This window comes from Agrobacterium sp. NPDC089420 (genome assembly GCF_044900305.1).
In the GTDB taxonomy this organism is placed as follows: domain Bacteria; phylum Pseudomonadota; class Alphaproteobacteria; order Rhizobiales; family Rhizobiaceae; genus Agrobacterium.
In genome coordinates, this window is record NZ_JBJDMY010000005.1 from 172,284 (window position 1) to 198,613 (window position 26,330).

General features: G+C 59.7%; 30 protein-coding genes and 2 tRNA genes. 17 read left to right on the top strand and 15 right to left on the bottom strand.

Annotated elements, in window-relative coordinates; genetic code table 11:
• Window positions 1-5 precede the first annotated feature (5 nt).
• Window positions 6-1,109: a COX15/CtaA family protein gene (locus ACI2KA_RS09795; RefSeq protein WP_404501908.1), complete on the bottom strand. Its 1,104-nt coding sequence runs from the start codon at window positions 1,107-1,109 to the stop codon at window positions 6-8.
• 142 nt (window positions 1,110-1,251) lie between these two features.
• On the opposite strand from ACI2KA_RS09795, the gene ACI2KA_RS09800 reads away from it, so the two are divergent.
• Together ACI2KA_RS09800 and uppA are read left to right on the top strand one after the other, a co-directional pair.
• Window positions 1,252-1,464, top strand: a complete 213-nt coding sequence (locus tag ACI2KA_RS09800) for a DUF2842 domain-containing protein (RefSeq protein ID WP_404501491.1) — start codon at window positions 1,252-1,254, stop codon at window positions 1,462-1,464.
• 95 nt (window positions 1,465-1,559) lie between these two features.
• Window positions 1,560-2,792, top strand: a complete 1,233-nt coding sequence (gene uppA / locus ACI2KA_RS09805) for a polysaccharide biosynthesis GNAT family N-acetyltransferase UppA (protein ID WP_404501493.1) — start codon at window positions 1,560-1,562, stop codon at window positions 2,790-2,792.
• 22 nt (window positions 2,793-2,814) lie between these two features.
• On the opposite strand, the gene uppB is transcribed toward uppA, so the two are convergent.
• Window positions 2,815-5,100 (bottom strand): polysaccharide biosynthesis protein UppB, encoded by a 2,286-nt coding sequence (gene uppB / locus ACI2KA_RS09810; RefSeq protein ID WP_404501495.1) that lies wholly within the window; start codon window positions 5,098-5,100, stop codon window positions 2,815-2,817.
• A gap of 216 nt (window positions 5,101-5,316) precedes the next feature.
• Between uppB and uppC the strand changes: the two genes are divergently transcribed.
• The 6 genes from uppC to ACI2KA_RS09840 all read left to right on the top strand — a co-directional run bounded on the left by uppC (window position 5,317) and on the right by ACI2KA_RS09840 (window position 11,046).
• The gene (gene uppC, locus ACI2KA_RS09815) at window positions 5,317-5,889 is read left to right on the top strand and encodes a polysaccharide export protein UppC (RefSeq protein ID WP_404501497.1); all 573 of its coding nucleotides are present in this window, start codon (window positions 5,317-5,319) and stop codon (window positions 5,887-5,889) included.
• A gap of 17 nt (window positions 5,890-5,906) precedes the next feature.
• The gene (gene uppD / locus ACI2KA_RS09820) at window positions 5,907-7,049 is read left to right on the top strand and encodes a polysaccharide biosynthesis type 4 glycosyltransferase UppD (protein ID WP_404501499.1); all 1,143 of its coding nucleotides are present in this window, start codon (window positions 5,907-5,909) and stop codon (window positions 7,047-7,049) included.
• A 157-nt stretch (window positions 7,050-7,206) separates the two neighbouring features.
• Window positions 7,207-8,760 carry a polysaccharide biosynthesis glycosyltransferase UppE gene (gene uppE, locus ACI2KA_RS09825; protein ID WP_404501501.1) on the top strand — a complete coding sequence of 518 codons (1,554 nt, stop codon included), beginning with the start codon at window positions 7,207-7,209 and terminating at the stop codon, window positions 8,758-8,760.
• Complete coding sequence (gene uppF, locus ACI2KA_RS09830; protein ID WP_404501503.1) at window positions 8,757-9,998, top strand: polysaccharide biosynthesis O-antigen ligase family protein UppF; 1,242 nt, start codon at window positions 8,757-8,759, stop codon at window positions 9,996-9,998. The genes uppE and uppF overlap by 4 nt, the downstream gene beginning before the upstream one ends.
• Window positions 9,999-10,076: 78 nt before the next feature.
• On the top strand, window positions 10,077-10,226 hold the full coding sequence (locus ACI2KA_RS09835) for a hypothetical protein (protein WP_162854461.1): 150 nt from the start codon (window positions 10,077-10,079) through the stop codon (window positions 10,224-10,226).
• Between the two features lie 175 nt (window positions 10,227-10,401).
• Window positions 10,402-11,046, top strand: coding sequence for a hypothetical protein (locus ACI2KA_RS09840; RefSeq protein ID WP_404501505.1), 645 nt, complete (start codon window positions 10,402-10,404; stop codon window positions 11,044-11,046).
• Window positions 11,047-11,112: 66 nt separating this feature from the next.
• On the opposite strand, the gene ACI2KA_RS09845 is transcribed toward ACI2KA_RS09840, so the two are convergent.
• Window positions 11,113-11,649, bottom strand: coding sequence for a DUF1269 domain-containing protein (locus ACI2KA_RS09845; protein ID WP_404501507.1), 537 nt, complete (start codon window positions 11,647-11,649; stop codon window positions 11,113-11,115).
• Window positions 11,650-11,879: 230 nt separating this feature from the next.
• Between ACI2KA_RS09845 and ACI2KA_RS09850 the strand changes: the two genes are divergently transcribed.
• The 3 genes from ACI2KA_RS09850 (at window position 11,880) to ACI2KA_RS09860 (ending at window position 12,787) form a co-directional block, all read left to right on the top strand.
• Window positions 11,880-11,956: transfer RNA gene (locus ACI2KA_RS09850), tRNA-Pro, on the top strand.
• A gap of 138 nt (window positions 11,957-12,094) precedes the next feature.
• The gene (locus ACI2KA_RS09855) at window positions 12,095-12,355 is read left to right on the top strand and encodes a hypothetical protein (protein ID WP_404501509.1); all 261 of its coding nucleotides are present in this window, start codon (window positions 12,095-12,097) and stop codon (window positions 12,353-12,355) included.
• Between the two features lie 228 nt (window positions 12,356-12,583).
• Window positions 12,584-12,787: a hypothetical protein gene (locus ACI2KA_RS09860; protein ID WP_404501511.1), complete on the top strand. Its 204-nt coding sequence runs from the start codon at window positions 12,584-12,586 to the stop codon at window positions 12,785-12,787.
• Window positions 12,788-12,854: 67 nt separating this feature from the next.
• On the opposite strand, the gene ACI2KA_RS09865 is transcribed toward ACI2KA_RS09860, so the two are convergent.
• The 7 genes from ACI2KA_RS09865 to ACI2KA_RS09895 form a co-directional block, all read right to left on the bottom strand.
• Window positions 12,855-13,352: a ferritin gene (locus ACI2KA_RS09865; RefSeq protein WP_404501513.1), complete on the bottom strand. Its 498-nt coding sequence runs from the start codon at window positions 13,350-13,352 to the stop codon at window positions 12,855-12,857.
• Between the two features lie 72 nt (window positions 13,353-13,424).
• Window positions 13,425-13,880: a pseudoazurin gene (locus ACI2KA_RS09870; protein WP_404501515.1), complete on the bottom strand. Its 456-nt coding sequence runs from the start codon at window positions 13,878-13,880 to the stop codon at window positions 13,425-13,427.
• Window positions 13,877-14,698 (bottom strand): ABC transporter ATP-binding protein, encoded by an 822-nt coding sequence (locus ACI2KA_RS09875; RefSeq protein WP_404501516.1) that lies wholly within the window; start codon window positions 14,696-14,698, stop codon window positions 13,877-13,879. Before ACI2KA_RS09875 ends, ACI2KA_RS09870 begins: the two co-directional genes overlap by 4 nt.
• Window positions 14,695-15,747: a FecCD family ABC transporter permease gene (locus ACI2KA_RS09880; RefSeq protein ID WP_404501518.1), complete on the bottom strand. Its 1,053-nt coding sequence runs from the start codon at window positions 15,745-15,747 to the stop codon at window positions 14,695-14,697. Before ACI2KA_RS09880 ends, ACI2KA_RS09875 begins: the two co-directional genes overlap by 4 nt.
• 115 nt (window positions 15,748-15,862) lie before the next feature.
• On the bottom strand, window positions 15,863-16,975 hold the full coding sequence (locus ACI2KA_RS09885; RefSeq protein ID WP_404501520.1) for an ABC transporter substrate-binding protein: 1,113 nt from the start codon (window positions 16,973-16,975) through the stop codon (window positions 15,863-15,865).
• A 298-nt stretch (window positions 16,976-17,273) separates the two neighbouring features.
• Window positions 17,274-17,828 (bottom strand): dual specificity protein phosphatase family protein, encoded by a 555-nt coding sequence (locus ACI2KA_RS09890; protein WP_404501522.1) that lies wholly within the window; start codon window positions 17,826-17,828, stop codon window positions 17,274-17,276.
• 138 nt (window positions 17,829-17,966) lie between these two features.
• Window positions 17,967-18,554 (bottom strand): YqaA family protein, encoded by a 588-nt coding sequence (locus ACI2KA_RS09895; RefSeq protein WP_404501524.1) that lies wholly within the window; start codon window positions 18,552-18,554, stop codon window positions 17,967-17,969.
• 537 nt (window positions 18,555-19,091) lie between these two features.
• On the opposite strand from ACI2KA_RS09895, the gene ACI2KA_RS09900 reads away from it, so the two are divergent.
• On the top strand, window positions 19,092-19,736 hold the full coding sequence (locus tag ACI2KA_RS09900) for an exopolysaccharide biosynthesis protein (RefSeq protein ID WP_404501526.1): 645 nt from the start codon (window positions 19,092-19,094) through the stop codon (window positions 19,734-19,736).
• A gap of 3 nt (window positions 19,737-19,739) precedes the next feature.
• Here the strand turns inward: ACI2KA_RS09900 and ACI2KA_RS09905 are convergent, their stop codons facing one another.
• Window positions 19,740-20,018: a hypothetical protein gene (locus tag ACI2KA_RS09905; protein WP_404501528.1), complete on the bottom strand. Its 279-nt coding sequence runs from the start codon at window positions 20,016-20,018 to the stop codon at window positions 19,740-19,742.
• 176 nt (window positions 20,019-20,194) lie between these two features.
• Here ACI2KA_RS09905 and ACI2KA_RS09910 point away from each other — a divergent pair.
• Window positions 20,195-20,269 (top strand) — tRNA-Asn (locus ACI2KA_RS09910).
• A gap of 102 nt (window positions 20,270-20,371) precedes the next feature.
• Here ACI2KA_RS09910 and ACI2KA_RS09915 read toward each other — a convergent pair.
• Window positions 20,372-20,776 carry a DUF2934 domain-containing protein gene (locus ACI2KA_RS09915; protein ID WP_404501530.1) on the bottom strand — a complete coding sequence of 135 codons (405 nt, stop codon included), beginning with the start codon at window positions 20,774-20,776 and terminating at the stop codon, window positions 20,372-20,374.
• Window positions 20,777-20,944: 168 nt separating this feature from the next.
• Between ACI2KA_RS09915 and ACI2KA_RS09920 the strand changes: the two genes are divergently transcribed.
• Entirely contained in the window at window positions 20,945-21,184 is a 240-nt protein-coding gene (locus ACI2KA_RS09920) for a hypothetical protein (protein ID WP_404501532.1), read from the top strand.
• A 65-nt stretch (window positions 21,185-21,249) separates the two neighbouring features.
• Here the strand turns inward: ACI2KA_RS09920 and ACI2KA_RS09925 are convergent, their stop codons facing one another.
• The 3 genes from ACI2KA_RS09925 to ACI2KA_RS09935 all read right to left on the bottom strand — a co-directional run bounded on the left by ACI2KA_RS09925 (window position 21,250) and on the right by ACI2KA_RS09935 (window position 22,780).
• On the bottom strand, window positions 21,250-21,693 hold the full coding sequence (locus ACI2KA_RS09925) for a TIGR02594 family protein (protein ID WP_404501533.1): 444 nt from the start codon (window positions 21,691-21,693) through the stop codon (window positions 21,250-21,252).
• A gap of 113 nt (window positions 21,694-21,806) precedes the next feature.
• The gene (locus ACI2KA_RS09930) at window positions 21,807-22,364 is read right to left on the bottom strand and encodes a methylated-DNA--[protein]-cysteine S-methyltransferase (RefSeq protein ID WP_404501535.1); all 558 of its coding nucleotides are present in this window, start codon (window positions 22,362-22,364) and stop codon (window positions 21,807-21,809) included.
• A gap of 134 nt (window positions 22,365-22,498) precedes the next feature.
• Entirely contained in the window at window positions 22,499-22,780 is a 282-nt protein-coding gene (locus ACI2KA_RS09935) for a DUF982 domain-containing protein (RefSeq protein WP_404501537.1), read from the bottom strand.
• Window positions 22,781-22,968: 188 nt separating this feature from the next.
• Here ACI2KA_RS09935 and ACI2KA_RS09940 point away from each other — a divergent pair, with 188 nt between their 5' ends.
• The 3 genes from ACI2KA_RS09940 to ACI2KA_RS09950 all read left to right on the top strand — a co-directional run bounded on the left by ACI2KA_RS09940 (window position 22,969) and on the right by ACI2KA_RS09950 (window position 26,318).
• Window positions 22,969-24,408 (top strand): cryptochrome/photolyase family protein, encoded by a 1,440-nt coding sequence (locus ACI2KA_RS09940; RefSeq protein WP_404501539.1) that lies wholly within the window; start codon window positions 22,969-22,971, stop codon window positions 24,406-24,408.
• Between the two features lie 122 nt (window positions 24,409-24,530).
• Window positions 24,531-25,568, top strand: coding sequence for a cysteine synthase A (locus ACI2KA_RS09945; RefSeq protein ID WP_404501541.1), 1,038 nt, complete (start codon window positions 24,531-24,533; stop codon window positions 25,566-25,568).
• 12 nt (window positions 25,569-25,580) lie between these two features.
• Entirely contained in the window at window positions 25,581-26,318 is a 738-nt protein-coding gene (locus ACI2KA_RS09950) for an alanyl-tRNA editing protein (RefSeq protein WP_404501543.1), read from the top strand.
• Window positions 26,319-26,330: the final 12 nt, after the last annotated feature.

The following is a 26,330-nucleotide window of genomic DNA, read 5'->3' on the forward strand; positions in this document are numbered from 1 at the left end:
CTGCCTCAGTCCCTGACTTCGACCGCAACGGGTGCCGGATATTCGCCAATGAAACCGCGCCAGTGAGCGACGGCGAAACCAAGCACGATCAGCGCCATGCCCTGATGGGCAAGTGCCACATGAATATCCACATGCATGAGCAGCGTGGTGACTCCGAGCGCCGCCTGAATGGATACGAGTACGAAGAACAGCACCGCGCGGCGGGCGTGGGGCGTATTCGGCAGCGCGCGCGCCATCGACACCATATGCCACAGCGTGGCGGCAAACAGCGTATAGGCGCCAAGGCGGTGGATGAACTGCACGGTCTTCGGGTTTTCGAAGAGATTGATCCACCACGGCTGCTGCAGGAAAAGATCGCCCGGCACCAATGCGCCGTCCATGAGCGGCCAGGTATTGTAGGAAAGGCCGGCATTCAACCCCGCCACCAGCGCGCCGAGATAGATCTGGAACAGACAGAGGATGGTCAAAAGCGCCGCAAAACGGCGGCCGGTCGTTTCATTGGCTGCCTCCGGCGAATGGTGCGACAGGCCGCGCAATATCCACATGCAGCCCGCGAAGATCAGGCAGGCGATGGTCAGATGCGTGGCAAGGCGATATTGCGAGACATCGGTGCGGTTGACGAGGCCTGAGGACACCATCCACCAGCCGATGAAGCCCTGAAAGCCGCCAAGCGCCAGAAGGCCGACCAAGGGCAGGCGCAGGCGCTTTTCGACACGGCCGGTCAGCCAGAAGAAGGCAAGCGGCAAGGCGAAGATGAGGCCGATGGCGCGGGCAAGCAGGCGATGCGCCCATTCCCACCAGAAAATCGTCTTGAATTCGTCAAGCGACATGCCCTTGTTGATTTCCTGATATTGGGGAATGCGCTTGTAGAGCTGGAATTCCTCTTCCCATTCTGCCACGGAAAGCGGCGGAATCGCGCCGTGGATCGGCTTCCATTCGGTGATCGACAGACCGGATTCGGTAAGCCGCGTGGCGCCGCCGACGAGGACGAGACAGAAGAGCGTAAAAAGAACGACGCGCAGCCAGATGCGCAGCAGGCGGCGGTCCTTCTCCTGTTTCTCAAGGGCAGCCACCACCACCATGTCCGCAGAACCGTTTGCCATTATCATGCCGCTCGAGCGCATCTTTCAGATCTCCCTCATACAGTCATGTTGATTAGCCCCAACCGGCACCACAAAACAAGGCCTCAGGGTTTGCGGCATGCGGTCGCGGCGGTATAGTCCGCGCAGACATTTAATGATGGAAGATTTCATGCCCCCTCGCCTCAGATCGCTTATCGGCACCATCGTCATCATCTGCCTCGTGGTCATTTACGCCGTAGCGGCGACGGCCATCGCCTCGGCGACGCTGGCGCAGTCGCCCTGGTGGGTCCATCTCGCCTATTTCGTGCTGAGCGGGCTTTTGTGGATCCTGCCGGTCATGCTCATCATCAAATGGATGGCCGGCCCCAAGAAACAGGGATAGCGACTTTGCCGCGGGACATCCGCAGGTCGCAATTTTATAAACCGATTGTTTGCCGCTCAACGCTATAGTGCGTCCGAAACAACCGGAGAGAGTGAATGGCGGCTGCAGGGCCGGTCACAATCAGCGAAGGCAAGGGACCTGCCGCCACACAAGGCGAGCGGCGGGGTGCCGATCGCCTTTTGATCGATCTCGTCGAGGACGTGACCTCCCTGCTTTCGGACTGGCAGCGAATGGAGAGCGACCCGCTCAATTCACTGCATCAGGGTTTCGGCTGGTGCTCCATCTGGGCGCGGACGCAGGAAAGCCCGCTGCTGGTCATTCGCGGCAGACAGGGCGGAAAGACGGTGTTCCTGCTGCCTCTCGAAATCGTGCAGGAAGGCGGTATCCGCAAGGCACATTTTCCAGGCGGCCGTTTCAACAATATCAATACCGGCCTCTTCGATCCGGTTTTTGCCGAACAGGCCGGTCAGAGAACCGCGGACGCCATCGCGCGTGAAGCACGAAAACTGCTGCATGGCCGTGCGGATATCCTTGCCTTGCAGAACATACCGCTCACCTGGCGCGGCAGGAGAAATCCGCTCTCCTATCTTGCTTCCGTCGAAAACCAGAACCCGGCCTTTCAACTGCCGCTGCTGGAGAATTTTGAAACCACCTTGCGGCAGGTCAATGCCAAAAGGCGGCGCAAGAAATTCCGTATCCAGAGCCGACGAGCCGAGGAGATGGGCGGTTACAGCCATGTGATCGCCCGGTCGCCGCAGGAAAAATGCGAATTGCTGCAGGCCTTTTTCCGGCAAAAGGCCGCCCGCTTCGCATCTCAGGGCATTCCCGATGTTTTCCGGCAGCAATCGGTCAGGGATTTCTTCTACGACCTGGCCAATTTTCCCGAGGCTGGTGCGGACAGCCTGCTGGAGCTTCATGCCATTCGCCTGCATGGCGAAAACGAGGGCGTCATTGCCGCCATATCCGGTCTGTCGCGCAAGCAGGATCACGTCATCTGCCAGTTCGGATCGATCGATGAAACCGTTTCGGAACTCAGCCCCGGCGAATTGCTGTTCTGGCTGATGATCGAAAGGGCCTGCCGCGATGGCGCCGCGATCTTCGATTTCGGTGTCGGCGACCAGCTTTACAAACGCAGCTGGTGTCCGCTTTCCACGGTGCAGCACGATATATTCGTGCCGGTGACATTAAAGGGCCGCGCGGCAGCCTCAGCCTATGTCGCCATCGCCCGGACGAAGAGCCTGATCAAGTCCAACCCGGCGCTCTATGCGCTGATCCAGCGTTTTCGCGCCGGACGGCCACGGACGGATGCCGCAACGGCTACGGACTGACGGAACGGGACCTCCCTACCCGTCAGGCCGCGCTCAGATGCCCCGGCTTGCGCATGCCGGTCATCGGCAATGCCTGTTCGTAGCCATGGGATGCCAGTTCGGCGAGCGTCTTTTCCAGCATGTCGCCATCCTTGCCGGGCACCGAAACGATGATTTCCGCCGGCAGATTGCGCAGCATTTTTTCGAGGCTCGAAATCTGCACCGCGCCGCATTCGACCAGAACCGTATCATAGGCGTCGGAGAGCGCTCCGAGGATCATCGTCAGGCGGTCGATGGCGCGCATCGCCTCGCGCGGCTGGGCATTGCCACGCGGCACGATATGGGCGTCGGAAAGCCTGTCGCCGTGAATGGTCTCGCCAAAGGCGGCAGCACCCGCCAGAAGGTCCATGACGCCCGGCAACCCGGCCTCGGGCACCATCAGACGGGTGGGACAGGCCGAGGCCGTCATATCGACGAGAACAACCGAACGGCCCATTTCAGACAGGGCACGCGCCAGCATCACGGTCGTGGTCGAACCGCTGTCACCGGCCGGGGATACGACTGCGGCGACGGGTTTGGCAAGACGCGTGGCAAGGAAGCCCGCAACGGCGTCGATCGAGAAATCGTCGGAAGTGTCTCTATCCTCTTCCGCGACCACGTTCTCGGCAGCGATCTCTTTGGCGCCAGCCACGTCTTCCCTGGGCAAGGCCGGTATCGCAGCCGCGGCCGCGACCGGCATCTGCCGCTCCTCTTCGGCGACGGGCTCATATGCGGCGGCCGGCATGGCCCGGGCAGCGGGCGGCGGTACAGTCTCATGGCGGGCGGCGACCGGCTGTTCCGGCATATGCGTGGCCTCGTCCGCAACGACCGGCGCGCGGGCGGGCGGCGGCGGCGGATCGGAGAGCGGCGGAGCCTCATTCCTGCCCACCGGTCTCAAGGCCCGGCCGGTGAAGAGTTCAACCAGCATGACAACGATGCAGGAGAGCAGAAACGCCGCCAGCGTAACGACGATGGTGATGGCCCCGGTCTTGGGGAAATAGGGCTCGCGCGGCTCCACTGCCGTCGAGATCACACGCGCATCGGCGGGCGTGGAGTCGGCCGAGCCGGCTCGCGACGTCGCCTCGCGGTAACGGGCGAGATAAGTTTCCAGAAGCTGCCTCTGCGCCGAGGCTTCCCGTTCCAGATCGTTCAGGCCGACCTGCTGCTCGCCGGCGCGCACGCTTTCCGATTTCAGCACGTTCAACTGCTGGACCAGCTGCCGCTCCCGCAGACGCGAAACATTGGCCTCGTTTTCAAGGCTTGCCAGCACCTTGCGGGTTTCTTCCTGGATCTGCCGCTGGATGCCGTCGAGCTGGTTGCGCAAGGCCCGGATGCGCGGATGGCCCTCCAGCAGCGAGGACGACAGATCGGAAATCTGGCTGCGGATGGCCGTTTCGTTTTCCTTCAGCCGCTGGATCGTCGGAGAGCCGACGACATCCGGGAAAGTGTCCAGAGGACGGCCGCTTGCCAGCGCGTTACGGACGCCTTCCGCCCGCGCCTCCGCATTGGCGCGCTCACCGCGGATACGGCCAAGTTCGGTGGAGATATCGCCGAGTTGCCGGGTGGCAAGCGTTTCGCCCTGCCCCGCCGACAGAAGATCGGACGAGGCACGATAATCCGCGACCTTCTTGTCCGCCTCTCGCACCTTCTCGCGCAGATTGGCGATTTCCGGCTCCAGCCAGCGCGCCGCCTCGGTACTGGTATCGAGTTTCGCACCGCTTTGCAGCGCGATGAAGGCCTTCATCATCTCATTGGGAATGGCGGCCGCGAGTTTCGGGTCCTCGGAAGAGAATTCGACCGTGATGACGCGCGAGCTTTCAACCTGATAGACCTGCAGTTTTTCCCGAAACGCCTTCAGCACCCGTTCTTCGGGCAACACCTGAAGCGGATCCTTCTTGACCCCGAGCGCAACCAGCAGCCGCGAGACGAGCGACGGATGCGCCTCCGGATCGAACTCATCCAGCTCGTAAAGCTTCATGTCCTTCGCGACCTGCTTGATGAGGTCGACCGACTGCAGGATCTGCACCTGGCTGGACACCGTCAGTTCATCGAGCACCGGTTCGGCGGGCGCGTTGGACTGCTGCGACGCGCCGAAGGACGCCGCACGGGATTCGATGAGGACCCGCGCCTCGCCCTTATAGGCAGGCGACATCATGCTGGCGATGATGAAGGCGGCGCCTCCGGCCAGAAGCGTGACGGCGGCGATACGGCCCCTGCGCCGCCATATGGCCGCGACGAGCTCCGCAAGATCGATATCCACATCCCTGTCGTCAATGCGATCGCCGTTCATGCGGGCTCCGTAACCGAGACAAACCTCGGGCGTTCAAAGTCAAATATAAATGGCCAATTTTGGCGAAGCTTAAGTCTTTCCGGTAACACAACAGTTAATTGCTGCGAATCCGACGAAATAAAGCGGATATTGCGACACTCAAGATCGGCCGTTTACCGCCCATTAACCCTAACAGAACGATAAGAAAGCTCATAGATCGACTCGGAGCCAGATCAGATGCCGCTCGCCGGATCACGACATGTCACCGCACTGACGCTAGCCGTCCTGACGGCCCTTTCCGGTTGCGCGGCATATCAACCCGCGCCACGGTCGTTCAATGAGGCCGCCCTTCAACCCTATCACGTCGACAGCGGCGACCGGCTGCGCATCAATGTCTTCGAACAGGCCGGACTGAGCAATACCTATACGGTCGACCAGGCCGGTTACGTCGCCTTCCCGCTCGTCGGCCAGGTTCCCGCCCGCGGCAAGACGCTGCCGCAGCTCGAAGCCGCCATCGCCGCCAAATTACGCCAAGGCTACTTGCGCGATCCGGACGTGACGATCGAGATCGACCGATACCGCCCCGTCTTCATCATGGGTGAAGTGGGCCGTCCCGGCCAATATTCCTATGTACCGGGCATGACGGTGCAGAACGCCATCGCCATCGCCGGCGGCTTCACGCCGCGCGCCAACCAGGCCGATGTCGACATCACCCGCAAAATCAACGCCGAGGTGATGACCGGCCGGATCGGGATCACCGCACCCATTCTCGCGGGCGATACGGTCTATGTGCGCGAACGCTTCTTCTGACCGTCGGAGTGGCGCCCGTGTCGGATGACGGCCCTCCCCTGCGCATCATTCACTGCTTCCGCTCCCCCGTGGGCGGCGTCTTCCGCCATGTGCGCGACCTGATCGAGGAACATGTCAAGCAGGGCCACAAGGTCGGCATCGTCTGCGACAGCTCGACCGGCGGCGCCCATGAGGAACGGCTTTTCGCCCAGATCGCCCCGATGCTGGAGCTGGGCCTCACCCGGCTGCCCATCAAGCGGTCGATCGGCCCCGGCGACCTGCCGGCGCTCTTCAGGTCCTATAACCATATCAAAAGTTTGCGGCCGGACATTCTGCACGGACACAGCGCCAAGGGCGGCGCTCTGGCCCGGCTGATCGGCTCATTGCTGCGGGCGAACAGGTATCGCGTAGCCCGCCTCTATTCGCCGCATGGCGGCAGTCTGCATTATGCCCGCAACAGCCTGAAGGGGCAGCTCTTCCTGCGGCTCGAGCGGTTTCAGGAACATTTCACCGACGCGCTCTGCTTCGTGTGCAGGTTCGAGCAGGCGACCTATGAAACCAAGGTCGGCAAACCACGCACCCGCACCGCTATGATCTATAACGGCGTACAGGAAAGCGAATTCGAAGCCGTGCCCGCCACGGGGACGGCGGCCCGCTTTCTCTATATCGGCATGTTGCGCGACCTGAAGGGACCGGACATCTTCATCAAGGCGTTCGCGACGATGGAGCGCAGCATCGGCCAGCCCATGTCCGGCGTGATTGTGGGGGACGGACCCGACAGGGACAAATATGCGGCCATGATCGACCAGGCCGGGCTTTCCCAACGGATCACCATGCATGCGGCCATGCCCGCCAGACAGGCTTTCGCGCTGGCGCCGACGGTGGTGGTGCCCTCGCGCGCCGAAGCCATGCCCTATATCGTGCTGGAAGCGCTGGCTGCGGGAAAAACGGTCATCGCGTCGCATGTCGGCGGCATTCCCGAGGTTCTGGGGGAAAACAGCGAGGCGCTTGTGGCGGCCGGAGATGCCGATGCGCTGGCGCGGATCATGGTCAAGGATGCCGAGGACGCGGACTGGGCGAAACGGGTCATGCCCCGCCCCGACAGCTTCAAGGCGAAATTTTCGACACCGGTCATGGCCGCTGAGATGATGAAGCTCTATCGCGACCTGTTATCGGCCTAAGGTCATTTTAAAAACACGATTTTTAATTGTATATTCCAGCCGTCCTGTAGAAATCCATCATAAACGTTTCTTAGCATGTTTCGGCTAGTTTTCTGCTCGGATCGACAATCGAATGCGACGTTCGGGGCCGATGCGCTGGAGGGTGCGGATCAAAGCAATGACCAAGGCTGACAAGGATAGACTGCAATTCGATCTGGAGTCGTTGCGCAAAAAAATCTCCGAACGCGAGGCCGGTGAACCTTCGGCATCCGAGACCGTCGTTCTCAATCCTCTTGCACGACAGATCGCCAATCAGTTGCGTGCGGGCAACCATTCGCCGAACATGGTGATCGGCCAGTTGCGGCTGCTGGAGTTTACGATGCTCGTGGTCGCCGCCGCCGTCGTCAACGGCATTGCCGCCGACCGGGGCCTCGAAACCTTCCTGGCGATTTTCGGCAGCGGCGTGCTGGGCGCAGCGCTCTGCGTGTCGCTGCTGCAGGCGGGCGATTGTTACCAGCTGCCGACGCTGCGGACGCCGCTGAAAATGTTCGCCCGCATTCAGGGCGCTGTCTGCCTGTCATTTGTCGGCGTGGCCTGCTTCATTCTCGTTTTTTTCCCCAATGCCCTGCATTCCTGGCCGGCCTTCGGCATTTGGTATGCAACAAGTGCGATCGCTATTTTCACCGGGCGGCTGCTGCTCGGCTTCGCCATTCGCCACTGGAGCCGCAATGGGGTGATGGAACGCCGCGCCGTCATCGTTGGCGGCGGCGATTCCGCCAGGGATCTCATCCGCTCGCTGGAAAAACAGTCGGACAACGATATCCGCATCTGCGGGATTTTCGACGACCGCAAGAGCGAACGTTCTCCCGACGTCGTCGCCGGTTATCCGAAGCTCGGCACCTTTGCGGAGCTGGTGGAATTCGCCCGCCTGACGAAGCTCGACATGCTGATCATCGCCCTGCCGCTCAGCGCCGAGGCGCGCATTCTCCAGCTTCTGCGCAAGCTGTGGGTGCTGCCGGTCGATATCCGCATCGCGGCGCATGCCAACAAGCTGCGTTTCCGCCCCCGCGCCTATTCCCATGTCGGCACCGTGCCGATGCTCGACGTGTTCGACAAGCCGATCCGTGACTGGGATTCGGTGGCGAAGCGCGTATTCGACATCACCTTCAGCCTCGTCGGCATAGCCCTTCTGTGGCCGGTGATGGTGGGTGCGGGCATTGCCGTGAAAACGACCTCGAAAGGCCCCGTCCTCTTCAAGCAGAAGCGTCACGGCTTCAACAATGAAACGATCAATGTCTGGAAGTTCCGCTCCATGTATACGGAACTCAGCGATCCCACCGCCAAGAAGGCGGTCACCAAGAACGATCCGCGCGTCACGCCCGTCGGGCGTTTCCTGCGCAAATCCTCGATGGACGAACTGCCGCAGCTTTTCAACGTTCTCTATGGCGATCTGTCGCTGGTCGGACCGCGTCCGCACGCCGTCCATGCCCAGACCGGCGACCTGAAATATACCGAGGTGGTGGAGCATTATTTCGCGCGGCACAAGGTCAAGCCCGGCGTGACCGGCTGGGCGCAGATCAATGGCTGGCGCGGCGAGATCGACCACGGCGACAAGATCAAGTTCCGCACCGAATACGATCTTTATTACATCGAGAACTGGTCGCTGTTTCTTGATCTCAAGATCCTGTTCCTGACGCCGATCCGGCTGCTCAAATCGGAAAACGCCTATTGACCCACACCGGTTACCAGCACGCTGCGGATTTTGACGCGCCTTTGGCCACCATGCGGCTCATCGGCTCGTTCTTCATCGCCTTCGGCGTGTTTCTTTCCGGCTTCGTCATTTCCGAACCGGCGCCCTACGAGCTGATGATGGTGGGACAGGTGGCGCTCTGGTTCCTGCTTGGCCTGCGTCTGTCGCGCACGGTCGTCCTGCTCCTGTGCCTGCTGCTTGCCTTCAACATCGGCGGCTATCTCTCGCTGACCACCATGGCCGATCTGGATGAGGGGCCGCTTTATCTCGCCGTATCGACCTTTCTGGCGCTGACCTCGGTTTTTTACGCCGCGATCATCGAGGACAAGCAGCAGCGGCTGCTTTTGATTTTCCGGGCGTGGCTGGCGGCGGCGCTGATCACCTCCCTGCTCGGCATCATCGGTTATTTCCACGCCATTCCCGGCTTCGAGGTCTTCACCCTTTACGATCGCGCCAAGGGTGCTTTTCAGGACCCGAACGTCTTCGGCCCCTTTCTCGTGACCCCGTCGCTTTACCTGATCTACGGTCTGCTGACCGGCAAGGCGATGCATGCACCCTGGCGAATCGTCAGCCTGCTTGTCCTGTCGCTGGGCGTGTTCCTGTCGTTTTCGCGCGCGGCCTGGGGCCTGTTTCTGTTCGCCGCTCTGCTGCTCGTCTTCGTCATGCTGCTGAAGGAGCGCACAGCGGCGTTTCGCCTGAAGATTCTCGTGCTGTTTCTCGTCGCGGTGGCGCTCATGGTGGCGGCGGTCATCATCGCGCTGCAATTCAAGCAGGTGGCCGATCTCTTCTCCAGTCGCGCTTCGGCGGTACAGTCCTATGATGGCGGCCATCTCGGACGTTTTGCCCGCCACTATCTCGGCTTCCTGCTGGCGATGGAACATCCGCTCGGCATCGGCCCCATGGTGTTCGACAATATATTTCCCGCCGCCGAACATAATATCTGGCTGAAAAGCCTGACCACGCATGGCTGGTTCGGCTTCGTCATCTATCTCGTGCTGATCTGCTGGACCATCGCCGCCGGTTTCAGGCATTTGCTGCGCCCGCGGCCGTGGCAACCGTTCCTGATCATTTCCTGGGTGACTTTTGTCGGCCATGTGATGATCGGCGCTGTCATCGACACCGATCACTGGCGGCACTTCTTCCTGCTGCTCGGAATTTTGTGGGGCTGCATGGCGCTGGAAAAGCGCGAAAGCCTGCGCCGTCGCGCAAGCAAGCCCTAAAATGCTTACCCTTACGGAACCTTTCGCGATTTCATGCGTTTAGCTGCCGATTTCGATTGTCCAACGGGGAGACATCCTATGACGCAGACCAACAATCTCTATCTCATCATCGGCGCGCTTGTCGTGGTCATCGCCGGCCTTGGCGCCTATGTCTGGCATGAGGAAAGCAAACCGAAGGGGATCGAGATGAATATCGGACCCAACGGCGTGTCCGTACAGGAAAACTGAGCCGCAAGCGTCGCGCAAACTAAGGCCATTAAGACCGGATGCGTTCCTGCCTGAACAAAGGCCGGGGCGCATCCGGTCTTCTTATGAGAGAGGACAAAAGGCGGGACCGAACACCTGCCGTGCCGGTTCGATACGGATGATGCGTATCGGGCCTGATCATGGAAATATTCACACAATGGTCTCCTCCATCGATCTTTCCACCCGCCTCACCGCCACCAAACTGGCCCTCAAGGCCATCAGGGAGCAGGAGGACAATTCCGCCGCAACCTCATCTTCCTCATCGCGGTCCTCTCTTCTCAGCACCTACGGGGTCGACACGTCCTCTTCCTCCACCAATACGAGGCTGACGCAGCTTCTGGCGCAATATGCGCAAACCTCGAGCGAGAAAAGCGCGAGTGAGACGACGAAGCAGACATCTTCCGGCGACATAACGCAGGCCGGCTTCATGAAGGATCTGAAAGCGATGCTGGACGATCTCGCCAAGGACCCGGACAAGGCGTCGCAGGCAAAGGCGATGCTGGACGCGCTTGCGGCCGGCACGCTGACCGTATCGGATCCGACGGAAGGAGCGCAGGTCGTGGCCTGGGACGTGGCGTCCGATTCGAAAACCACGTCAAAACCGGCAGCGGGGATCGCCACGACGGGCTGGAGCGATTTTCTGAAGGACCACCTCAAGCGCGACGGCGCAGCCTATGCCAAGACGACGAGCGGTGCTTACGTCGACAGTATGTCCGGCGACAATGCGTTTTTCGGCAGCGTCGGCAGCCGCTATTATTACCTGACCTGGCCGCAGGCGAAAACAGGCACGCTGACGGTGTAGTGCCGATTGCAGATGCAACGGCGGAATGCTGCGGCAAGACCATGCCGCAGCATCGCCGTCACTTGGCTACACCGCAGGCGCCGCAGCCTGTTTGGCCCCGCCGGAAAGCGCCTTTTGCAGCTGCGCTTCCTGCTCCGGCGACAGCGACGTCTTGATGACGCGCCCGCGCAGCCCTTCCAGTTCCGCGAGAACCTTTTCCGGCTGCACCTTGCGGATCAGGACGAACAGCGCCGAAGAGCCGTTCGGAATGGTTTCGCCGAGCGACTTGATGAAATCGTCATCGATGCCGTAATCCGTCAGCGAACCGGCCAATGCGCCGGTGCCCGCACCGATCGCGCCGCCAATCGCAAATCCGGCCAGCGGGTTGAGGAACAGCAGGCCGACGAGGCCGCCCCAGAGACCGCCGGACAGGAACCCTGAGCTTGCACCGATCGCCGTCAGATTGACGCTCTGCTTCAGGTGCACCTTGCCGTTTTCATCGCGCACCACGACCACGGCGTCTTCCAGATCGACCAGATATTCCTTTTTCAGGCCCGCAAGTTTCAGAAGGACCCGGTCGGCCTCTTCCGTTCCATCAAAACCAACAACGACAAGTTCAGACATAGTCATCTCCCTGAGTTTCAATTCCGCTGCAATTGAACGCCGAAGATCACGGCAGGTTCCGGCAATGATGGAAAGAGGATGTGTCACGCGTTTGACGGAGGCATGTGGCGCATGTGAGCAAAATGCGGCGGCGCGAGTCCGGTCCCGCCACACCCATTGTTCGTTTTTTCGCGAAAAGGCGATTTTCCGCTTGCGCCCTAACAGGCTTATATATAAACGGCTTTCAGGTTCGGAGCGTAGCGCAGCCCGGTAGCGCACTTGACTGGGGGTCAAGGGGTCGTGGGTTCGAATCCCGCCGCTCCGACCAATAAAAACAGATAGATAGCCAGTTCCCCCAGAGCTGGCTATATTTGTTTCAGCGATCTTGCAGGCAGCGCTATGCGCGAATTTAAAAGACCGGGTTCGGCCGTGCGCTTTTCCAGGCCCAAAAACGAGGTGTGCCGAGATGCCTAAAAAAACCAAAATAGAACACTCGGAATTCTCGGGCGAGTTTGAAGACGACGGTATCACGGTTCTCGTCGATATTCACCGGCCCGCCGGCACCCAGCAGGATTGGACGCTCGAGGTCATCAGCGAGCACGACGATGTCACCACCTGGGACGAGCCTTTCGCCACCGACAAGGACGCCTGGGAAGAGTTCCTCGCCACTTGTGAGAAAGACGGGATTCGCAGCTTCCTGGATAGCGACGATCCCTCTGTCCATTAATGTTCGGTTTCGCGGCGCAAGGCCATGGGGCCTCAAGCTGGAATCCCGTGTTCCAACCATCGTCTTGCCGATCCGCCCATATGGGTGATCGAGCGCATTTTCCGCTTCAATTTCTGAAGATCCATTCCTGACTGCAAGCTCGGCGGCCGCCGAGGAACGACGCGTATTGTCTTGTTGACTCTCTGCTAAAATTAGAACATTTAGTGAACAAAAGAGAGGTTATCCATTATGTCCGACGCTGAAAAAATCCCCCCGATAAGGCCAGACGACATAGCGGGATATGTCATCCAATGCCATGACGGCGATGCAAGGGCGGCTGTCGAAACCCTTCTTGGAGAAATCGAGCATTTGCAGGAACAGCTGTCCCTTGCGGTCGCCATTATGGGAAAGGGATATACGCGCGGATGGACGCCGGATATCGGGCACGATTGAGCCGAGGGCTCACACTCCACAAGCCGTGTTTGGCACGGCTGGTGGAGTGCAAAAAACGGTGCGGCAATCAGCCCTTGTCCGCCAGCTCGCCGATTTCGCGGTCGATCAGATAAAGCGCATTGGGACCGTCGCCGATCAGCTCGATCTTGCCGAGTATGGTGCGGCAAAGGCTGTCTTCCTCATGCTGCTCGTCGACGAACCATTGCAGGAACGAGGTGGTGGCGTGGTCTTTTTCCCCGCGGGCAAGATCAACCGCCGCATTGATGGCCGCGGTGACACGGGCCTCATGATCCGCAACGATCGCAAACAGCCCCTTGACGTCGTTTGCCGTGACCTGCGGCGCCGGCAGTTCGGTGAAGGTGACCCTTGCGCCGAGATCGTTCAGGAAGCCGAAGATGCGGTGCATGTGCTCCAGCTCTTCCGCCGCATGGCCGAGCAGGAATTTATAGCACCCGTCGAGATTGCGTTCCGACGCCCATGCGGCTGCCTGAAGATAGGCGTGGTGAGCACGCAATTCGCCGTTGAGGAGATCGTTCAAAGTCGTTTCGATCACTTTGTTCGCCATGGATTCGTCCTTGGTTTCGGGGTTGCAGAATGGGGATGTGGATGGAAGCAAACGGTTCAAACAGCCGGAGCTCTATGGCGCGGGCGTCACCTGTGCCAGCGCCGCCTCCAGCCTCTCGCCCTTCATGACGAGCTTCGGCCGCAGCTTTTCCGCCTTTTGCCTGACAGTTTCGAGATTGACGGGGGCGCCAACCTGGATGACGCCGATCATCGCCATCATCAAATGCGGCGGGCAATAATAGAGATAGACGCCCTCCTTATCGACGGTGACGCTATAAGCCTCGTCGAGCTTGCTTTTCCACGGCGTCACCCCTTCCGGAACCACATAGGACTGGACGTAGTGACTGGAATTTTCAGGCACAAAGGTAATGGTGTCGCCCGGCTCGGCCTTCACATAGGAAGGTTCAAACACCATGCCGCCATCCTTGCCGTAATTGAGCATCAGCACCTTGTGTTCGGCAGCGACAGATGGCGTGACGGACAACATCACGGCAATTGCCGCGGCAAGCGTCATCAAAGGTCTTTTCATCCAATTATTCCTTCAAATGTCGTGAAATGTTCGCGCGGCGCGTTGCCTGACGGCTGAATGACCGGGTTGCCACGCCGGTCGCGCAGGACCTCAACGGCCACGCCGTAGGTTTCGGCAATGAGCTTCGGCGTAACGATATCGCCCGGCGCACCCGTCGCCTTCAGCACGCCGTCGGAAATCACCAGCAGATTATCGGCATATTGGCAGGCGAGATTGAGATCATGCAGCACGACCAGCGTTATCCGGCCATTGGCGCGGGTTTCCCGCCGCACCAGATCGAGAAGCGCCACCTGATGCTTGAGATCCAGCGCGCTGACCGGCTCGTCCAGCAGCATGGCCTGCGGTTCGCGCATCAGAACCTGCGCGAAAAGCGCCATCTGTCTTTGCCCGCCGCTGAGCGAGGCGATCTCCCTGCCGGCCAGATGCGCTATTCCCGTCTGATGCAGGCGCGTCATGGCAAGGTCCAGCGTCTCGTCGTCAATATGAAGCGACAGCTTGCCGAAACGGCCGAGCGCCACCACCTCCAGCACGCTGAGCGCTATATCCGCGGCCGTATCCTGCGGCATATAGGCGAAACGATCCCGCCAGTCCCTTGTGTGCCGTCCTGCTTTTTCACCTGCCCGCAGCCGACGGTCGCCGAGACTGATCGCGCCGGCGGCAAGCGGCAGGTCGCCGAAGAGCGCTCTGAGAAGGGTCGTCTTGCCTGTGCCATTGGGACCGATGACGGCGTGAATGTGTCCCGCTTGCAGACGCGCCGACAGTCCTTTCACAACGGTCTGTCCGCCGCGGTCGATGGAAATCCCGTCCAGAACCATCATCGGCCACGCCTCTTCGGGGCAAAAATCAACCACAAGAGAAACGGCACGCCAACGATGGCCGTGACGATTCCAACCGGAAACAGTGCACCTGGAATGATCGACTTGGATAAAATAGAGGCCGCCGAAAGCATCAGTGCGCCGCTCAGCACAGACATGGGCAGGAAGAAGCGCTGGTCCTCACCCACCGTCATGCGGGCAATATGGGGAGCGACAAGTCCGATGAAGCCGATGACGCCGACAAAACTTGTGGCCGTGGCGGTCATGATGGCGACGATGACGAGAACCTTCATGCGCAGCCTGCGGACATTGATGCCGAGGCTTGCCGCCCGCATTTCTCCCATTCTGAGCGCCGTCAGCTTCCAGCAATCGGCCATCAGCAGGGCGCAGCAGAGCGCGGTAACAGCCGCCGTCAGACCCAGTGTCGGCCAAGTGGCCTTGGTGAGACTACCGAACAGCCAGAAGAGTATCTGCTGTGACAGCTCCGGCGAGGACAGGAACTGGATGAGCGACAGCAGCGACTGAAACAGAAAGAGAAGTGCGATACCGCCAAGAATGATGGTTTCGGCCGTCATCTGCCGCATGGAAGCCAGCATGAAGAGGAAGAGCGCGGCGAGCATGGAAAAGACGAAAGCGCCGAGCGGAACGGCGATCATCGCATCCAGCCCGAGACCGCCCAGCGCCAGCACCAGCGCGGCGCCGAAACCCGCCGCCGCCGCCATGCCGAGCGTATAGGGGCTTGCCATTGGATTATTGAGCAGGGTCTGCATCTGCGCACCGCCGGCACCGAGCGCCGCACCGACCGCAAGCGCCATCAGCGCCATGGGCAGGCGCAGGCCGCGCACGATGGAATCGGTCATTGCCGCACGTTCGCCAAGCCCCGTCAGCGACCGCACCACTTCGCCGGGCGACAGCAGCGACGGGCCGGTCGCTATATCGAAAACGAGGCTTACCGCCATCAGTACGAACACGATCGAGACGGTGCGCCAGCGACGGCGTTCACGCAGCCGGTGCGCACCGATGGCTTCGGCGTTGCGGGCGGCAATTGTCATGGAAAACCCGTGTGAAAAACGATGCTGAAAAAGCGGACGCCGCAAAATGGCGTCCGCAGGATTTTTACCTTCGGCAGACGGCACATGTTCTTGGCCGCCGCCGCGAACGGAACCATCAATCCCTGACGGCGATGGCGAAGGTGCCTTCCGGCGTGACAGGCAGGTATTTCCTGTAATAGCCGAGATAGTTGGCGATCGGATCGACATCCTTGAACTGCGCGGGATAAAGCTGCTTGGCGATATATTGCACCATCGCGAAATCGGAGAGCGTGCGCGACGCGCCCTGATAAACGCCGAACAGCTGCGCGTTCTTGATGGCCGGCAATTCACTCCAGCCCTGACGGGTTTCGAAAGCCTTTAGCTTTTCGCGGGCATCTGCGGCCTTTACCGCCTGCCCCATCGGCAGCGCCGCCGGGTTCTTGTTGTTTTCACGGCCGGAAATGAAAATGGCGTCAGGCTTGGACGCCAGAACCTGTTCAGGATTGATCGGCCCCCACCATTCGACGAAAGGTGCGGCAATATTGTCGCCGCCGGCAGCCGTCGACATGACGCCCCACATGTTCTTGCCATAGGTGAAGGAATATTCCGCCGGTCCCTTATTGCCGAATTCGACATAGACCTTCGGTTTCGGCTGGCCGGATTTCGCCACGCGGCTGGCGACGTCCTTCAGCGAAGCGGCGTAAAATTCGGCGATTTCCTTGCCGCGCTGTTCCTGGCCGGTCAGTTCGCCGAAAAGCCGGGTGGATGCGACATGGCGCTCGACTGTCTGGGCGTTGTAGTCAACCACAACGACCGGAATGCCCTCTTCCTCCAGACGGTCGGCATCGAGACCGAGCGCCTTGTATTGCCAATCCGCCAGGATCACCAGATCGGGATTGAGGCTCAGCACTTTTTCGACCGAGAAGGTCTGCGCTTCGACTTCGCCGACGTCAGCAATATCGGCAAGCGAGGCCCTGTGGGCGAGATGCATTTTCCAGTTGGCGGGAACCCAACCTTCCCAGGCTTCGCGGGAAATGCCGACGACGGAATCATAGGCCTTTTCGCCGCCAACCGCCATGTAATCCTCGAAGTAAAAACCAAGAACGACGCGCTTTGCCGGAAGATCAACCTTCACCTCGCGTCCGATGACATCGGTAAAGGTCTTTTCCGCGGCGGTGGCGGAAGGCGCGACGAAGAAAACGGATAGGAACGATGCGGCAAGGCCGCTAATAATTTTTTTTCGGGTCATGATGCGATCCAGAAGTTGAAACAACGTCGCTGTATAAAAGATGATACAAAGAGTCAACTTAAATTGCGAGATCGCATAAGTTACTAATATAAAATAATAATCTTCATTTGCAGTGGAATGACAAAAGGCGGGTATCACGCCGGATGATGGCGCTGGGCGCTGCGCCCTTACACATTCGACCGGCGGAAATCTGCGTGTCGCAGCCGTCGCGGTGCCTGCCGCCGACAGGTTGGGATGCGAGGTCCGTTCGTCAGATCACCCAAGCGCAACCCTGTTGGCTCTGTGTGCGAAGCCACCCTCAGAATTCGTTCGACGCAATGGCGAAATCGTCGACGATCGGCATCTTCTCCACATTTTCCCAGGTCCGGTCCATGGCATAGGTCTTCGACAGATAGGGGATGCCTATATGGCCATAACGCACCGAAAGCTGGCTCTCCGCCTCCTTTTCGCCGAGACGCGCGACGCGGCTGAGATAGAGCGCTGTGGCAAGGCCCGTGCGGTCGGCGCCGGCCTTGCAATGGATGAGGATGGGTTTGGGCGCATCGCGCATGATCGCGACCAGCTCGTTCACCCTGCCCATATCAAGCTCCTGGCTGGCCGACATGCCGAAATCAATGTGTTTCAGGCCAAGTTTGCGGGAAGTTTCGACCTCATCCCGATACCAGGCCTTGGATTCGTTCGGTCCGCGCAGGTTGATGACGGTCTTGATGCCGTGATCCTCGGTATAGCGGACAAGTTCCTCGGTGCTCGGCTGGTTGGAGCGGTAAAGCTGCCCCGCCACCACCTCATGAAAATTGCCAAGAAGCTGAATGGCATAGAGATAACCGCCTGCGGCAAGCACAGCAATACCCATGCCCCCAAAGGAGCACTTCCAGAATTTTCGCATAATAAAACGGTTCCCTAACTCGATGAGAGAACCGATACAGGCGGATTCTGACAGTAAGCTGAAAGTTATACGACAGTATTGTAAGAGTAGAGAATTTGCGTTCGGTCAACGCACGAAAACATAGACCGCATAGACCGCGATGAGCGCGGCGGCGGCCGCGGCCGTGATGGCGCCAAGGCGTCTTTCGATGAAATGGCGCACCGGTTCGCCGTATTTCTGCAGCAATCCGGCAAGGATGAAAAAGCGCGCACCGCGTGTGACGACGGCCGAAAGAATGAAGAGGCCGAGGCTGATATTGGCCGCGCCCGAGAGGATCGTCACGACCTTGATCGGCGGCAGATGCGCAAGCCCCGATGTCACCAGCAGGAGAACGATGGTCTCGTAGTCGACCGAATTCTTCAGCTGTTCGAAACTGTCGAGCTTGCCGTAAAATTCCAGAATGGGCCGGGCGATGCTCTCAAAAGCATAGTGCCCCAGGAACCAGCCGGCGATGCCGCCGAGAACCGAGGCGACGGTTGCCACAAGCGCATAAAACATCGCCTTCTTCGGCTTGGCCAGCACCATGGGCAGAAACAGCACATCCGCCGGCACGACAAAGACCGAGCTTTCCACGAAGGCGACGATCGCCAGCCACCATACGGCGGTTTTGCGCGCCGCAAGCGCCATCGTCCAGGCATAGATGTTTTTCAGCATTTCATGTCTCCTGGAAGATCGTTGCGGCATAAAGGCGGGCGGCGGGCGAGGCCTTTCAGCGGGGGTTCATGCGGTTTATCGGCGGCGCAAGACAGGCAGAACAGCTGCCGCCACGACATGAGGATTAGAGACAAGGCAAGAGAATGGCAAATGGCAAGAATTTTATTTTGCATCGCAAAAAACGCGAAAGGCAAACGATTCCCGCCTCGAACGGCAAAAGGTTGTTGCGTCGCAAAAATTCACCCTATGGTAGATACTTGCTTGATTTTGCTGTAGAATGGCTTCTGGAGGAAAGAGGAGGAAGTTATCATGGACTATGTAAACTTCATTACGTCGATCAATCCGGTCATACTCGTCATCCTGCTGATCGTGCTTCTCGCGGGCGCCTACAGCAACTGGGTTTCCCACTAGGGCGCCCGGCAGACGAAACGCGTGCCTCGGCCATGGCCGGTGGCGGTGCCGATTTTCCATCGGAGATAGGCATCCGGCCGGAGGAATGGTATCAAACCCGGAGTTAAACAACTTCCGGGAAGCAGCATGACGACCGAATTCGCATTCACTGATACGTCTGAGAAGCTCAGCGCGACGCTTGAAAAGCTGATAGGGAAATTGCAGGGCCAGACGATCACGTTGCGCGAGTTGATGGAAGCGATCGGCGAGCAGGGCCTGCTGCTTATCTGCGCCATCGCCTCCCTGCCCTTTCTCATTCCGGTGTCCATTCCCGGCGTCAGCACCGTCTTCGGCGCGGCGATCATCCTTGTCAGCCTGGCGATCACCCTCAACCGTTTGCCATGGCTGCCCGCGAAAATCCTCGACCGGCAGATGGAGACGGCGAAGCTGGTGCCGGCGCTCCGGAAGGGTATCGCCATCGTCTCCAAGCTCGATCGCTTCATTCGTCCGCGCATTCCGGCACTGACGACGGGCGTCATCGCCAACAGGATAAACGGGCTCGCCCTGATGACGGCGGGCGTGCTTTTGATGATGCCGCTCGGTTTCATCCCCTTTTCCAACACCCTGCCCGGCGTCGCCATCCTGCTGTTATCGGCCGGCATGATCCAGAGGGACGGCGTCACCGTGCTCGGCGGTTATGTGTTCCTTGGCCTGACGGCGATTTATTTCGCGGCACTCGCCTATGCCGCTTTCTGGGCCGGCCAGGGCATCAGCAGTTCCATCGGCGGCTAAAGCCTATTGGCGGCCATCATTGCGGGTCTCGCGGCGGTTCTGTCGCGATGCCCACCATACGGCGAGCCTTCGCCGCCTGCGGCGCACCGCCGGCAGATCGTGCGAGAGCACGACGAGGCCGAGCGGAATCATCCAGAAACCGAGGACGGGCAAAAACCCCAGCGTGCCGCCGACCACCAGCGCCGAGCCCGTCGCGATCCTGCCGACGCGCGAACGCGGCATGGCAAGGCTCCATTTTCCAACGTTGAGGCGACCCGTCCTGTGGTCCATACCGAATTTCATTCCATCCTGCCCTTTTCGATCTGGCCTGTGGATAATTTTTTCAGTGCCGATAAGCCCGGAAAATCGGGACTCCGGCGAGATAAAACAAGAGGAATGCGTTTTTTTTGAAAAAAGCGCTTGGCAAATCGGAAAAGCATTTGTATTACCCCGCTCACACCGCGCCAAGCAGCGCACGTTCCCTGGTAGCTCAGCGGTAGAGCATTCGACTGTTAATCGACAGGTCGCCGGTTCGAATCCGGCCCGGGGAGCCATTTTTCTAAAAAACATGACTTAAAGAGCGAAGCGCAGCCGCGTTCGCCCTGTCCGTCTCGTGGCATTTCCCTCTCTGACCGGTCAAGCGGCCGGCAAGGTCGTCAGGTCTTCTTGACCGCGCGCTTCGTCGCCTTTGTGGCGTTGGTCAATGCCGGCGGGTCGCTTGCCGGAAAGCTCTCTTCCAGGCTTTCGGTCAGATCGTCTTGCTTTTTGCCGTCCGCGGACTTGCGTTCCTTCTCAAGCGATTTGACCGCCGGGGACTTGGCCTTCGCCGACGGAGCCTTTTTCACCGGGGCTTTCTTTGCGGGCGCATTTTCCGCCGATGTCTTGGCGGCAGCGGGTTTCTTCACACCTTTCGCAGCCGTGGTCTTTGCCGTTTCGGCGCCTGCGGAAAGTTCCCGTTCCGCCTCGATCCAGTGTCGCTCGTGGTGCCCCTCCGGCCTTCCCTCCCTCTCCCAAATCGCACGGGCTTTTTCACGGATTGCGGCTTCGCGATCATGGCTCATAACGGGCCTCCCTTTTCGTGTTGCACGGGTTTGATTGTGCCACTGAAAAAACAGAAAAAGCCAGACTTTGTTCCGCGCGGTCGCCGGCAAAGGCGCTTTTCCTCGCCAAAGGGAACCGACATCGAGTGAGGATCGTTTGGCTTGCACAAACCCGCAGGAGAATTCCCCATGCCTACCCCGCAAAAGCCGAAAACCGAACCGCTCGACATTCGCGACGAGGATGTTGCGCGTTTTGACACCGACAGCGAACTGAAGGACCGGGAGGGCGAGATTTATCCCGACGAAAGCATGAGCCTGCGCGCCCGCCGACAGGCCGCGCGCCAGCACGAAGACGCCTTCATCGTCGCCACAGATCTCGAAGATGACGATCAGCGCGAGGCCGCGCCGGGCGTTCGCGAGCAGCCATAGGCGTTTTAAAACGGAAAAGGCGGGTCATGGCCCGCCTTCATTAGAAACAAGCTTGCGTCCGCCTGTCAGCGGCGGACGGAGACAATGGCCTTGCGGCTGAAATTGGAAACCTGCACCCGGCCGGACTGGTTGCCGCCGAGGATCTTGGCGGTCTTGCCGCTCATGCTCTTGAGAATGCCAGCATGGTAACCGCGGCCATTGCGAATGACGACAACGTCACCGGGCTTGGCTTCGCTCACCGGCACGGCGTAACCGAAGGAACTCCACGATTTCGCAAATCCGTAGGATTTCGGAGACTGCCGGCCAGCCTTGCTGGCAACGGCGTGCAGGAAAAGACCGCACCACGGGGTGCTGCGGGGGTTGGCCCCCAAAATGGTCTTCAGGCTCTTGTTGTTTTTGGACTCGTGCAGCCCGGTATATTGTTCTGCTTGGTTCAGCATGCCGGCAGAGGCCGACGCCACGACTGTAAAAGTCAAGGCAGCGGATAGAATTAACGCGGATACTCTCAAACGTCTCGCCCTTATGTTAGAGGGCGCCCGTGTATTGTGACAATTTAGCGACAATTTGACGAGAAATGGGCAGAAATCAGACGCCTATTCATGCGCGCTGATCTGTCATTGCTTCAAAACAGGCTGCCCTGCGCCTCGTCGGCACGGCCGCGTCCGGCATTTTCGAGATCCAGCATACGTAATTTGGTCGTGGTTCCGCCCGGCGCGGAAAAGCCGCCCAGCCGGCCGCCGGCGGCCAGAACGCGATGGCAGGGAATGATCAGCGGCACCGGATTTTTGGCCATGGCCTGACCGACGTCGCGGGCTCTTTCCATGCCGAGGCCGAGATCCTTGACGATGCCGCCATAGGTCGCCGTGCGGCCCCAGCCGATCTGCCGCGCCACCGCGTAGACATCGAGAAAGAAACGCTCCTGCCCGGCAAGATCGAGTTCGACAGTGACGAAATCGATCGGTTCACCGCTGAAATAACGGGTGATCATCGCGATCACCTCACGCGTGCGTGTTTCGGGAACCGCAAGGGTGGATGACGGCAGACGTTTCAGGAGAAGCTTTTCGGTTTCGCCGGCATCGGCGCCGGGCAATTGCAGACGGGCGATGCCGCGCCCTGCCCAGGCAAGGCCGCAATGGCCGAGCGCCGTGGGGAAAACAATATAGCCATAATGGTTGGTCATCGCATTCATTCATCCGCTTTCAGGCGCATACGATGCCACATCCTGCATCTGAAACAACCCGTTTCCGGACCCCTTAAAAAACAAGGCCACCCGGTGCGGCGGGTGGCCTTCAAAGACATCCGTGTCGATTGAGTTCAGGATGCGATCTTGTTCTGCGCCTGCTCCTTGTCCTCCATCAGGCATCGCGCCTGCCGGCTGGCCGCGACGAAAGCCGTGCGGGCGATTTCGCCCGCCACATCACCCATCAGCGAGGCACGGCACAGGCGAAGTGCCTGCTCATGCGCCTTGTCGCCGCGTTCGGGCCATTCGTGCTGCAAAAAATCGAAGGCTTCGTAGACACCGTTGAAAATCCGGGGAGCACCGTTTTCAAGGGAGATGGTAACGGGCTTTTCCCACTTAACGTCATTCAGCAACATTGATTGGACTTCCATGCTCTATTAACCGGCGACAAACGCCGGCTCCTCCAGTTGGTTCCCTTCACCTGCGGTTTCAAGGGTGGAAAAATAACCCTCGAGAAACCATGCGCCCCATCTTTCCATTCTAGCCGATTTGCGGAACAAAGCGGTTCAACACTCGTTCAAGCGGAAGTGAACCGGGTCCATTCATGCCGACAACAGCCTCCCCCGCCATCGTCTGGTTCCGCAAGGACCTGCGCCTTTCGGACAATCTCGCCTTGCTTGCCGCTGTGGAGCATGACGGACCCGTGGTGCCCGTCTATATCCGGGAAAAATCCTCAGGCCCGCTCGGCGGCGCGCAGGAATGGTGGCTTCATCATTCGCTTGTCGCCCTCTCGGCGGCGCTTGAAAAAGCCGGATCCCGTCTGGTGCTTTTGAGCGGTGATGCCGAGCAGACGCTGCGGCACCTTATATCCGAAACCGCCGCAGAGGCGGTGTTCTGGAATCGCCGTTATGATCCTTCCGGCATGGCCACCGACAAGGCACTCAAACAGAAGCTGCGCGACGATGGCCTGACGGTTCGAAGCTTTTCCGGCCATCTGCTGCATGAGCCATCGCGGCTGCAGACGAAATCGGGCGGGCCTTACCGTGTCTATACGCCCTTCTGGCGGGCGCTGGAGGGTGGCGAGGAGCCACATGCGCCAGCAGACGCGCCGAAGAGCCTGAAGGCACCGAAGGTGTGGCCGAAATCCGAGAAACTTTCAGACTGGACGCTGCTTCCAACCAAGCCGGACTGGGCAAAGGATTTCAGTGACATCTGGACCCCCGGCGAAAACGGCGCGTTGGAGAAACTGGATGATTTCATCGATGGCGCCCTGAAAGGTTATGAAGACGGCCGGGATTTTCCGGCAAAACCCGCGACTTCGCTGCTTTCGCCGCATCTTGCGTCAGGAGAGATATCGCCTGCCGCGGTATGGCACGCGACGAAGGGGCTTTCCCGCCACATTGCCGCAAACGATATCAGCCGTTTCCGCAAGGAAATCGCCTGGCGGGAATTCTGCTATCACCTGCTGTTTCATTTTCCCGAACTGGACGAGAAGAACTGGAACGACAGTTTCGATGCCTTTGCCTGGCGGGAGGATGAAAAATCCTTCACCGCCTGGACACGCGGCATGACCGGCTATCCCATCGTGGATGCCGGCATGCGGCAATTGTGGCAGCACGGCACCATGCACAACCGGGTGCGCATGGTCGTGGCGTCCTTCCTTATCAAACACCTGCTGATCGACTGGCGGAAGGGCGAAAAGTGGTTCCGCGATACGCTCGTCGATGCCGATCCGGCCTCCAACGCCGCCAACTGGCAATGGGTGGCGGGCTCAGGGGCGGATGCTTCGCCGTTCTTCCGCATCTTCAACCCGATATTGCAGGGTGAGAAATTCGACGGCGACGGCGATTATGTGCGCCGTTTCGTGCCCGAGCTGGAGAAGCTGGAACGGAAATACATCCACAAGCCGTTCGAAGCGCCAAAGGAGGTACTTAAAAAGGCGGGCATCACGCTCGGCGAAACCTATCCGCTGCCCATCGTCGATCATGCAAAGGCGCGGGAAAGAGCGCTTGCCGCCTATGGCGCGGTGAAGAAGGACACATAAAATTGGGTATCGGCAAAATTTTGCGTGGCTAAGCCGAAGCCGGGAAGATAATTTCTTGCCTTGAAGCGGTTGTAACGGGACATAACGGCACCTAATTTCCGCTCAGACAAGAAGGCTCGATCATGACCATTCATCCCTCTGCGCTCAGTGCCATCGGCAACACGCCGCTCATCCGTCTGAAAGCCGCTTCTGAAGCGACGGGGTGCGAAATCCTCGGAAAAGCGGAGTTCCTCAATCCCGGCCAGTCGGTCAAGGATCGCGCCGCGCTCTACATCATTCGCGATGCCGAACGGCGCGGGCAATTGCGCCCGGGCGGCACCATCGTCGAAGGCACGGCCGGCAATACCGGCATCGGCCTGTCGCTGGTCGCCAACGCGCTCGGCTACAAGACGGTCATCGTCATTCCCGAGACGCAGAGCCAGGAAAAGAAGGACGCGCTGAAGCTTCTCGGCGCAAAGCTGGTCGAGGTTCCGGCCGCTCCCTATTCCAATCCGAACAATTACGTGAAGGTCTCCGGCCGGCTGGCAAAACAGCTTGCTGCAACCGATGAGAATGGCGCGATCTGGGCCAACCAGTTCGACAATATCGCCAACCGCCAGGCGCATATCGAAACCACCGCGCCGGAAATCTGGGACCAGACGGACGGCAAGGTCGACGGTTTCATCTGCTCGGTCGGATCAGGCGGAACGCTGGCAGGCGTGGCCGACGGCCTGCGCGATTTCAACCCTGATATCAAGATCGGCCTTGCCGACCCTGAAGGTGCCGCTCTTTACGAGTTTTACAAGCACGGTGTCCTGAAGTCCGAAGGTTCTTCCATCACCGAAGGTATCGGACAGGGCCGTATCACCGCCAATCTGGAAGGCTTCACACCGGACTTTTCCTATCGCGTCTCCGATGCGGAAGCGCTGCCGGTGCTGTTCGATCTGGTGACAAAGGAAGGGCTTTGCCTCGGCGGCTCCTCCGGTATCAATATTGCCGGCGCGATCCGCCTTGCCCGCGAGCTCGGCCCGGGGCATACAATCGTGACGATATTGTGCGACTACGGTAATCGTTATCAATCGAAGCTGTTCAATCCGGATTTCCTGCGCTCCAAGGGCCTTCCCGTGCCGCAGTGGCTGGCGACGAAAAGCGAGATTGCGGTTCCGTACGAAACCGTTTGAGGACATGCCGAAATGCCTGTGAATGCCCTGTTCCGCGACGATTTTTATCTCTCAACTGTGGAAGCGATCGTCACGGCGGTGCATGAGGATGGCGGCATAGAATTCGATCAGACCTGCTTTTACGCCACCTCCGGCGGCCAGCCGGGCGATAGCGGCTTTCTCGAGCGTGCCGATGGCACGCGCATCGACCTTGGCGTCACCAGAAACGGCGCCGACAAGAGCGTCATCATCCATGTGCCGCTCGAAGGCCAGCCCTCGCCTGAAGTCGGCGAGAAGCTGACCCTGCATGTGGACTGGCCGCGCCGCTACAAGCTGATGCGCATGCACACCGCCTGCCACCTGCTCTCCGTCGTCTGCCAGTGGCCGATCACGGGTGCGGCGGTCGGCGAAGACGAATCGCGCGTCGATTTCGACATGTCGGAAACCATCGACAAGGATGAGGTCACGGCAAAACTGATGGAGCTGGTGAAAGCCAACCATCCCGTCTTCCTGCAATGGATCACCGACGAGGAGCTGCAGGCCAATCCGGGCATCGTCAAATCCAAGAATGTGCGCCCGCCAATGGGCCTTGGCCGGGTCAGCCTCGTCTGCATCGGCGAAAATTCCAGCATCGACAGCCAGCCCTGCGGCGGCACCCATGTTTCCGAAACGCAGGAAGTGGGCGATATTCACATTGCCAAGATAGAAAAGAAGGGCAAGGAGAACAGGCGGTTCCGCATTCGTTTCGGCGCGCCTGAAGCTGTTGCCTGAGATTGGGAGAAA

What these genes read in the sequence shown, in the direction of transcription:
- ACI2KA_RS09795 (WP_404501908.1), bottom strand. Translation starts at nt 1,109, where the DNA reads ATGATAATGGCAAACGGTTCTGCGGACATGGTGGTGGTGGCTGCCCTT.
- ACI2KA_RS09800 (WP_404501491.1), top strand. Translation starts at nt 1,252, where the DNA reads ATGCCCCCTCGCCTCAGATCGCTTATCGGCACCATCGTCATCATCTGC.
- uppA (WP_404501493.1), top strand. Translation starts at nt 1,560, where the DNA reads ATGGCGGCTGCAGGGCCGGTCACAATCAGCGAAGGCAAGGGACCTGCC.
- uppB (WP_404501495.1), bottom strand. Translation starts at nt 5,100, where the DNA reads ATGAACGGCGATCGCATTGACGACAGGGATGTGGATATCGATCTTGCG.
- uppC (WP_404501497.1), top strand. Translation starts at nt 5,317, where the DNA reads ATGCCGCTCGCCGGATCACGACATGTCACCGCACTGACGCTAGCCGTC.
- uppE (WP_404501501.1), top strand. Translation starts at nt 7,207, where the DNA reads ATGACCAAGGCTGACAAGGATAGACTGCAATTCGATCTGGAGTCGTTG.
- ACI2KA_RS09835 (WP_162854461.1), top strand. Translation starts at nt 10,077, where the DNA reads ATGACGCAGACCAACAATCTCTATCTCATCATCGGCGCGCTTGTCGTG.
- ACI2KA_RS09840 (WP_404501505.1), top strand. Translation starts at nt 10,402, where the DNA reads ATGGTCTCCTCCATCGATCTTTCCACCCGCCTCACCGCCACCAAACTG.
- ACI2KA_RS09845 (WP_404501507.1), bottom strand. Translation starts at nt 11,649, where the DNA reads ATGTCTGAACTTGTCGTTGTTGGTTTTGATGGAACGGAAGAGGCCGAC.
- ACI2KA_RS09855 (WP_404501509.1), top strand. Translation starts at nt 12,095, where the DNA reads ATGCCTAAAAAAACCAAAATAGAACACTCGGAATTCTCGGGCGAGTTT.
- ACI2KA_RS09860 (WP_404501511.1), top strand. Translation starts at nt 12,584, where the DNA reads ATGTCCGACGCTGAAAAAATCCCCCCGATAAGGCCAGACGACATAGCG.
- ACI2KA_RS09865 (WP_404501513.1), bottom strand. Translation starts at nt 13,352, where the DNA reads ATGGCGAACAAAGTGATCGAAACGACTTTGAACGATCTCCTCAACGGC.
- ACI2KA_RS09870 (WP_404501515.1), bottom strand. Translation starts at nt 13,880, where the DNA reads ATGAAAAGACCTTTGATGACGCTTGCCGCGGCAATTGCCGTGATGTTG.
- ACI2KA_RS09875 (WP_404501516.1), bottom strand. Translation starts at nt 14,698, where the DNA reads ATGATGGTTCTGGACGGGATTTCCATCGACCGCGGCGGACAGACCGTT.
- ACI2KA_RS09880 (WP_404501518.1), bottom strand. Translation starts at nt 15,747, where the DNA reads ATGACAATTGCCGCCCGCAACGCCGAAGCCATCGGTGCGCACCGGCTG.
- ACI2KA_RS09885 (WP_404501520.1), bottom strand. Translation starts at nt 16,975, where the DNA reads ATGACCCGAAAAAAAATTATTAGCGGCCTTGCCGCATCGTTCCTATCC.
- ACI2KA_RS09890 (WP_404501522.1), bottom strand. Translation starts at nt 17,828, where the DNA reads ATGGGTATTGCTGTGCTTGCCGCAGGCGGTTATCTCTATGCCATTCAG.
- ACI2KA_RS09895 (WP_404501524.1), bottom strand. Translation starts at nt 18,554, where the DNA reads ATGCTGAAAAACATCTATGCCTGGACGATGGCGCTTGCGGCGCGCAAA.
- ACI2KA_RS09900 (WP_404501526.1), top strand. Translation starts at nt 19,092, where the DNA reads ATGACGACCGAATTCGCATTCACTGATACGTCTGAGAAGCTCAGCGCG.
- ACI2KA_RS09905 (WP_404501528.1), bottom strand. Translation starts at nt 20,018, where the DNA reads ATGAAATTCGGTATGGACCACAGGACGGGTCGCCTCAACGTTGGAAAA.
- ACI2KA_RS09915 (WP_404501530.1), bottom strand. Translation starts at nt 20,776, where the DNA reads ATGAGCCATGATCGCGAAGCCGCAATCCGTGAAAAAGCCCGTGCGATT.
- ACI2KA_RS09920 (WP_404501532.1), top strand. Translation starts at nt 20,945, where the DNA reads ATGCCTACCCCGCAAAAGCCGAAAACCGAACCGCTCGACATTCGCGAC.
- ACI2KA_RS09930 (WP_404501535.1), bottom strand. Translation starts at nt 22,364, where the DNA reads ATGACCAACCATTATGGCTATATTGTTTTCCCCACGGCGCTCGGCCAT.
- ACI2KA_RS09935 (WP_404501537.1), bottom strand. Translation starts at nt 22,780, where the DNA reads ATGTTGCTGAATGACGTTAAGTGGGAAAAGCCCGTTACCATCTCCCTT.
- ACI2KA_RS09940 (WP_404501539.1), top strand. Translation starts at nt 22,969, where the DNA reads ATGCCGACAACAGCCTCCCCCGCCATCGTCTGGTTCCGCAAGGACCTG.
- ACI2KA_RS09945 (WP_404501541.1), top strand. Translation starts at nt 24,531, where the DNA reads ATGACCATTCATCCCTCTGCGCTCAGTGCCATCGGCAACACGCCGCTC.
- ACI2KA_RS09950 (WP_404501543.1), top strand. Translation starts at nt 25,581, where the DNA reads ATGCCTGTGAATGCCCTGTTCCGCGACGATTTTTATCTCTCAACTGTG.